This window comes from Streptomyces sp. NPDC048825, assembly GCF_043198355.1.
GTDB classification, from domain to species: Bacteria; Actinomycetota; Actinomycetes; order Streptomycetales; family Streptomycetaceae; genus Streptomyces; species Streptomyces xiangluensis.
Genome location: NZ_JBICUR010000042.1, coordinates 1 through 6,940, shown reverse-complemented (window position 1 = coordinate 6,940; position 6,940 = coordinate 1). Strand labels below are relative to the sequence as shown.

Here is a 6,940-nt window from a genome sequence, read left to right as displayed (position 1 = left end):
GGGCGGGGGCTTGGCCACGGGGGGGGGGGGGGGGTTGGGGGGGGCCGCCCCCCCCCCCCCCCCGCCGCCGGGGGGGGGGGGGGGGGCCCCCCCCCCCCCCCCCCCCCCCCGACCGTCATGAACGGGGTGGTCAAGGCGCCGCCGCGCCACCCAGATCCCGGCGGCGGAACCCGAGCAGCCCGACCGCTGTCAGGGCAACGGCCATCACCGCCAGGAGAGCCAGCGGGGCGATGGTCAGGTCGTCCGCCGGGAGCAGGGGCGTGTGCTGGAACGGGGAGAGGTCTTCGCCCAAGCCGATCGAGGAGATGTGGATCATGGCCTCGGAGCCGGCGGACAGGGTCTCGTAGTCGCGGGCGAGGCGGCGATGCAAAGCCCCCCAGGGCCTGCGGGCCATTGTCGAAGTAGTCCTGCGCCACCACGTCGGTGAATGAGATGTCAGCGAGCGGGAGTGAGGACGGTCGGTGGGCCGGCGGTGACACCGCCGTCCAGGACGAACTCCACGCCGGTCGAGAACGTGGCGTCGGCGACGATGAAGAGCACCATACGGGCAACCTCCTCGGGCTCACCGAACCGCGGGAGGGGCTGTCCGGCTGTGAACGAGTCGTCGAAGTCGGCCGTCATCGCCGTGCGCACCGCACCGGGGTGGACCGAACAGACGCGGATCCCGTCCGGGGCCAATTCCAGGGCCGCGGCTTTGGTCAGCCCGCGCAGTCCCCACTTGCTGGCCACATACGATCCGATGCCGGCATAGCCGGTGATGCCGGCGATGGAGGAGATGTTCACGATCACGCCTCCGCCGGCCCGGCGAAGCGACGGTGCCGCCGTACGCGTACCCAGCCAGGCGCCTTGGAGGTTGACGTCGATGACCCGCCGGAAGGATTCGAGGGTCTGTTCCTCGATGGTTCCCCACGCAAGGATGCCGGCGTTGTTGACCAGCACCGAGACAGGGCCCAGCTCCCGCTCCGTCTCTGCCACCACCGTCTGCCAGCCGTCCTCGGTGCTGACGTCCAGGTGCGCGTAGCGGGACGGGCCACCGAGTTCCGCCGCCAGCTTCTCCCCCTCGGCATCGAGGACGTCGGCGACCACCACGGCCGCGCCCTCGGCCGCGAACAGACGTGCCACAGCGGCGCCGATCCCCCTGGCTCCACCGGTGACGATCGCCACCCGCTCGGTGAGACGTCCCATCATGACCTCCTGAACCAGTGCCTCGACGAAGATCCGTAGGAGCGGCATCGGCCGTGACCGACTCGGCATGACGGCATGACACGTCCGGTCTCAAGGGCCGCAGGACGACGACCGATGGGTCGGTCAGGGGGCCGCGCAGACGACCTCGACGAAATGGCCCACCTGGTCCTCCGGCAGGTGACGGGCGAGGTCCGCTTCGCTGATCATGCCGACGAGGCGGTGATTGTCGATGACCGGCAGTCGGCGAATCTTGTGCTCTTCCATGGCCTGAAGGACCTGGTTGACATCGGCCCCGGCGTCGATCGTGATGGGCTTGCCCTGCTCCAGTTGGCCCGCGGTCACGGTCCTGGGGTCCTTGCCCTTGGCGAGACACTTCACCACGATGTCACGGTCCGTGATGATCCCGTGGAGCCGGTCGTCCTCGCCACAGATCGGGAGGGCTCCGACGTCCAGTTCCTTCATCCTGCGCGCCGCGTCCTGAAGCGTCTCGTTCTCCCGGATGCAGGTGGCGCCAGCGTGCATGATCTCCCGGGCAGTGGTCATAGTCGTCTCCTTCGAGCGTCGCTGTCCACGTGAGCCGACGAAGCCTGGCCCACCCAGGCCGGCACTCCTCCAGACCAGTGTGGATTCCTCGCCTCCCGTGCGCATGCCGGGAACAGGCGCGCACGTCACTCAACGTCCCTGGGCTGCCGGTAGACCCGCCTTCGGCAGGCGTTCCGGTCTCAGCCGCGCCTGGAGACGCATGACGACGTGCCCGAGGCCGGACAGCACAGCGGCGATCGCCAGATCGGTGGGCCGAAGCGGCTCCGTACCCAACAGGTCCCGCAGGGGTGGCAGATAGACACCGGCGGCCTGAAGGCTCAGTGCCACCCCCACGGCGACCAGCAGGTATGGGTTGGCCAGGCTGCCCGGGCGAGCCCGGGAACCGAGGGCCACACCGAGCTGGGTCGCCCCGAGCACCAGGAAGATCATGGATTGCCAGGGGCGCCCGGTCTCCCGGGCCCAGACGCCGACCACGAGGGTCACAGTGGCGACGAAGGCCCCCATGAACAGGATCCGCGGCCACAGGCCGGCCCCCAGCACGCTCTCCTCGGGAGGCCGGGGCGAGTTGCGCATCGTGTGCGGGTCAACGGGTTCCGCGCCGAGAGCGACGCCTGGCAGGCCGTGCGTGAGCAGGTTGATCCACAGGATCTGCGCGGGCAGAAGCGGCAGCGGCATCCCCAGGAAGGGGCCAAGGAGCATGACCAGAATCTCCGCGGTGCCCCCCGCGAGCGCGTAGAGCAGGAACCGGCGTACGTTCGCGTAGACCCGGCGTCCCTCCTCGACGGCGGACACGATGGTGGCCGGGTTGTCGTCGGCGAGCACCAGATCGGCCGCCTGGCGCGCCACCTCCGTGCCGCGCCGGCCCATGGCGACGCCGATGTCGGCCTGACGCAGGGCCGGGCCGTCGTTGACGCCGTCCCCCGTCATCGCCACCACGTGCCCGGCCCCCCGCCACGCCTGGACGATGTCCAGCTTCTGCTCGGGGGTGGTCCGGGCGTAGACCCGTACGCCCGTCAGATCACCGGCTGTGCCTTCCCTGATCCGATCGCCGGTGGTGACCTCCTCGTCGCTGGAGGCGATGCCGAGGCGGTCGGCCACGGCCCCTGCGGTCAGCGGGTGGTCGCCGGTGATGAGTACGGGGACGATGCCGGCCCGTTTGCAGGCGGTGATCGTCGGCACGGACGCGCTGCGGGGCGGGTCCAGGATGCCGACGAGGCCGAGTAGCGACAGGCCCGACTCCCAGGTCGGGGGCCGTTGCGCCGTGTCCTCGTGGTCGGCCGAGGCAACGGCGAGCACCCGGTACCCACGGCGTGCCAACGCCTCCGCCCGTGCGGCCGCTCGGACGAATAGCTCATGGTCGTCGGACAGGGTCTTTGGCCCGAGCATAGATTCCGGCGCTCCTTTGCACGCGACCCGCACTCCGCCCTCCGGGCGGCGGTGCACGGTGGTCATGCGCTTGCGGTCGCTGTCGAACGGAATCTCCTCCAGGCGCGGCAGTTCGCGGTCCAGCGCCGCCCGGTCCAGCCCGAGGCGGGCTCCGGCCACCAGCAGGGCGGCCTCGGTGGGATCTCCGAGAGCGCTCCAGTCCGGGGAATGGTCCGACGGGGGCTCCAGCGCCGCGTCGTTGCACAGCATCGCGGCCCGCAGGAGCGCCGCCAGGTCGGGTCCGTTGCCCGGGGTCACCCTCTCGCCGTCGCGGACGACCTGGCCCTCGGGGTCGTAGCCCGTACCCACGACCGCTCCCTCGCCGAGTGGCGTCCACAGTTGCTCAGCGGCCATCCGGCCCTCGGTCAGGGTGCCGGTCTTGTCTGTGGCGATCACCGTGACAGAGCCCAGGGTCTCGACGGCGGGCAGCCTGCGGACAATGGCGTGCCGGTCCGCCATCCGCCTGGCTCCCAGTGCGAGGGCGAGCGTCACGACGGCGGGCAGGGACTCCGGTACGGCCGCGACGGCGAGGCTGATCGCCGCCACGATCATCAGCTCCATGGGCTGCCCCCGCACCAGCCCGAGAGCGAGGACCACCGCGCACAGCGCCACGGTGACAGCCGCCAGAGTCCGGCCGAACCTCGCCAGGCGGTGTTGCAGCGGAGTCAGGCCGGGCACGGCGCCCATCAGGGAAGCGATCCGGCCGAGCGCGCTTTCGGCCCCCGGTGGCGGTGACCACGGCGCGGCCACGGCCGCGGACAATGACCGTACCCGCCGCCATCGCCCCGCGCGACGCGTCCCTGTCGGGCGTCTTCTCCACCGGAACGGACTCACCCGTCAGCGAGGACTCGTCCGCCAGCAGCAACGCCCCGTCCAGCACGTCCGCGTCCGCGGGGACGATGTCTCCCTCGGCCACCAGGACCAGGTCGCCCGGCACCACCTCGGCCGACGGGATGGAACGTTCCTCACCGCCCCGCACCACCCTGGCGGCCGGGGCACTCATCGCGGACAGGGCCATCACCGCCTCTTCGGCCCGTACCTCCTGCACGACGCCGACCACCGTGTTCACGGTGATCACGAGCAGGATCACGGCGGCGTCGGAGAGATCGCCGGTGGCGATCGTCAGGGCGGCAGCGACGAGCAGGACGAGGATCAGCGGATCGCGCAGCTGCTGCAGCACCCGCCGCCACACCGGGGTACGCGGCTCCGAGGGGATCTCATTGGGCCCGTGCAACGCCAGTCGACGCGTGGCCTCGTCCGACGACAGCCCGGTGGCGGGAGTCGCGCCCCAGAGCCGGTTTTCCTCCGGGGCGGACCTCCGGTTGCCGCTGCGCCGGTTCACGCCCGTGGCGGAGCCGCGTCCGGCCAGCTCCGTGCGTTGGGTGCCATCAACCGCTCCCGTCGTGTACCCGGCCACCGCCCCGAGAGACGGCCCTCTGCCCTCTCAGAGTGCCCCCTTGCTCAGGGCTGCGCGCGGCTGCGGCCGTGGTCGGCGGCGTACGCGGCGAGCACTTCCGTGGGTGTTCCGCCCCTATGGAGGAAACGCTGGTCGAGGATGGCGGCGAGGTCTTTCAGCGCACCGGCGAGCAGGTTACCGGCCAGTCGCACCTCCGGCCTCCGCCCTGCCTGTCCGCGCTGGGCAAGGGCGTCGGCGTAGCCGACCATGGCCGCCAGCGACGCGTGATCCTCCCCGTCGTGGAAGTAGTACGCCTCGGCGTACTGGGTGAAGTCGATACGAACACGTACGACCTCGGTGGCCAGGCTGTCCAGCAGCAACGCCCCCGCCGTGCAGTCGATCTGCTGGGTCGACGGGTCCGAGTCGCGCAGCAGCGCCAGCCGGATGGCCAGGACCCTCCGGCGGGTCAGCGCCGGGTAGATCTCCAGTACCCAGGGGACCGTGGCCGTGAGAAGCGCGAAGCCGACAAGGGCCTCCAACGGTGAGACCAGGCGGAGCCAGCTCTCGCCGGGTGCGATGTCACCCAGCCCCAAGGTGGCCACCGTGACGAGCGACAGGTACAGGGAGTCGAGTAGCGCCGGCTCCTGCGCCGCCTTGGAACCGGGCGAGAAGGTGAACGCTCCGGGCAACGTGGCACGGCGGAGATCCAATGTGTGCCGGTAGTCGAACAATTGCCGTGCGTCGGGAGAGAACCACGGGCCCACCGATCCGTCGGCGGAACGAAGACGAAACCGCAGGAGCAGCCAGTTGGGGAGATTCACCAGGTCCTCGTTCACCACCCGTCGCCCCGCCACAGCGGATTCCAGGCGGTTGTAGATCCCGGCGGCGTAGGTGGCCGGGTAATGCACCAGGCCCGCCCTGCTCTCGGGCACAGCACCGCGGGTGGCGAAGCAGCCGTTGCCGAGCGTGCACAACGATTCGCGCAACCGCTCGGCGGCGGGGTCGTATCCCTCGTATTCCCAGGTCCACTCCGACATCCGTCGCCCTCGCCTTCTCCCGTCACGAGATGTGCAGGAACATGCGACGCGCGCCGGAGTTCAGACCCGCTGCGGGACGACGACCACCGGGCACTCGGCGTGATGCAGCAGGGCATGGGCAGCCCTGCCGAGCTGCAGACCGAAGTGGCCGTGCCGCCTCAGCGCACCCACAACCACCAGGTCGGCGTCGGCCGAGGCGTCCAGGAGGACCTTGTGGGCGGGGCCTTCGACGGCTTGGCGCCGCACTTCGACCTGCGGGTGGCTCCGTTCGGCGTCGCGCAGTGCGTCGGTGAGGAGAGTGGAGGCCCGTTCCTCGTGGGCACGTGCAGCATCATCGGCGATCAGAGGGCTGTCCACGTGCTCGTGGGCGGGGCGGCGCCAGGCCCGTACGGCCTTGAGTGCGCAGCCGCGTGCCTCGGCCTCGTGGAAGGCGAACCGCAGCGCAGCCGAGCCCTCGGTGGAGTCGCCGACGCCGACCACGACCCGGCCGAAGGAACCCTGCCGATTCCGCTCCGCACCGCGGACCACGATGACCGGGCAGGTGGCACGGGCGGCCACCGTGAGGCTGACCGAGCCCAGCAGCATCCCGGCGACCTCGCCGCGTCCACGGGAGCCCGTGACCAGGGCAGAGGATTCATGTGCCGCGTGCAGCAGCACGGACACGGCGCCGTCGGGCAGCACCTCGCTCGACACCTTCACCTCAGGGTTGCGCAGCCGGGCGCGTTCCCCGCAGGACGCAATGATGTGCTCCGCCATGACCTCTTCGGACGGACGATCGGTGCTGAAGGACGGACGGCCTCCCTCGTACCGCTCCCAGAGAGAGGCGTAGACGAGACGCAAGGGCAGCCCGAGGCGCGCCGCCTCGTCCACCGCCCAGTCCACGGCCTGCAGGCTGGGATCCGATCCGTCGACACCCACGACCAGCGGGAGCTCCATCGTTCCTACCGCCTTCCTGCCCGGCCACCGCGAAGCCCCCTGTGAATACCGTCGCACCGCCCCGGGGCCATCGCGACACGTGGCTGGACTCTCGCAGGAGGTCTCGGCCCGGGTTGCACCATGCCGATTTGCGACGATCGTGGAGTCATGTGGCCGGGAACACAGCGCTGGGTGCCACTCGGCATCGCCGCCACTGCCTTCGCGTTGGCCTGGGTCCGTGCCTGGTGAGACGTCCGTGACCGGATACGGCCCGCCTCCACTTCGAGGTCATGGAGAAGGGAAGACCATTGTGGTTGCGAGGACCGGCGTCTTCGGCGCCCTGACCAAGGAGCATCGCGAGCAGCTCATGTCCCTCGCTCGCGAGGTGTCGTTCGAGATCGACGAGCGCGTCTACAACGAGGGCGGCAAGGCCGACCGC

Annotated in this window: 5 protein-coding genes and 3 pseudogenes; all 8 read right to left on the bottom strand. The window is 70.7% G+C overall.

Translation table 11 applies throughout. The features are described from left to right. Positions 1-295: 295 nt before the first annotated feature. A pseudogene (locus ACGFNK_RS45660) lies at positions 296-379 on the bottom strand (IS5/IS1182 family transposase); the annotation flags it as partial. Between the two features lie 56 nt (positions 380-435). Continuing rightward, positions 436-1,185: a glucose 1-dehydrogenase gene (locus tag ACGFNK_RS45655; RefSeq protein ID WP_393427323.1), complete on the bottom strand. Its 750-nt coding sequence runs from the start codon at positions 1,183-1,185 to the stop codon at positions 436-438. Between the two features lie 123 nt (positions 1,186-1,308). After that, complete coding sequence (locus ACGFNK_RS45650; protein WP_393427317.1) at positions 1,309-1,728, bottom strand: CBS domain-containing protein; 420 nt, start codon at positions 1,726-1,728, stop codon at positions 1,309-1,311. Between the two features lie 129 nt (positions 1,729-1,857). Next, on the bottom strand, positions 1,858-3,903 hold the full coding sequence (locus ACGFNK_RS45645) for a cation-translocating P-type ATPase (protein ID WP_393427314.1): 2,046 nt from the start codon (positions 3,901-3,903) through the stop codon (positions 1,858-1,860). A gap of 34 nt (positions 3,904-3,937) precedes the next feature. Next, a pseudogene (locus ACGFNK_RS45640) lies at positions 3,938-4,495 on the bottom strand (HAD-IC family P-type ATPase); the annotation flags it as partial. Between the two features lie 119 nt (positions 4,496-4,614). Then, positions 4,615-5,238 carry a potassium channel family protein gene (locus ACGFNK_RS45635; protein ID WP_393427320.1) on the bottom strand — a complete coding sequence of 208 codons (624 nt, stop codon included), beginning with the start codon at positions 5,236-5,238 and terminating at the stop codon, positions 4,615-4,617. After that, positions 5,218-5,586, bottom strand: a pseudogene (locus tag ACGFNK_RS45630) (glycoside hydrolase family 65 protein); the annotation flags it as partial. The gene ACGFNK_RS45635 and the pseudogene ACGFNK_RS45630, both read right to left, overlap by 21 nt. Before the next feature lie 60 nt (positions 5,587-5,646). Next, entirely contained in the window at positions 5,647-6,522 is an 876-nt protein-coding gene (locus ACGFNK_RS45625; protein ID WP_386336968.1) for a universal stress protein, read from the bottom strand. Between the last annotated feature and the right edge of the window lie 418 nt (positions 6,523-6,940).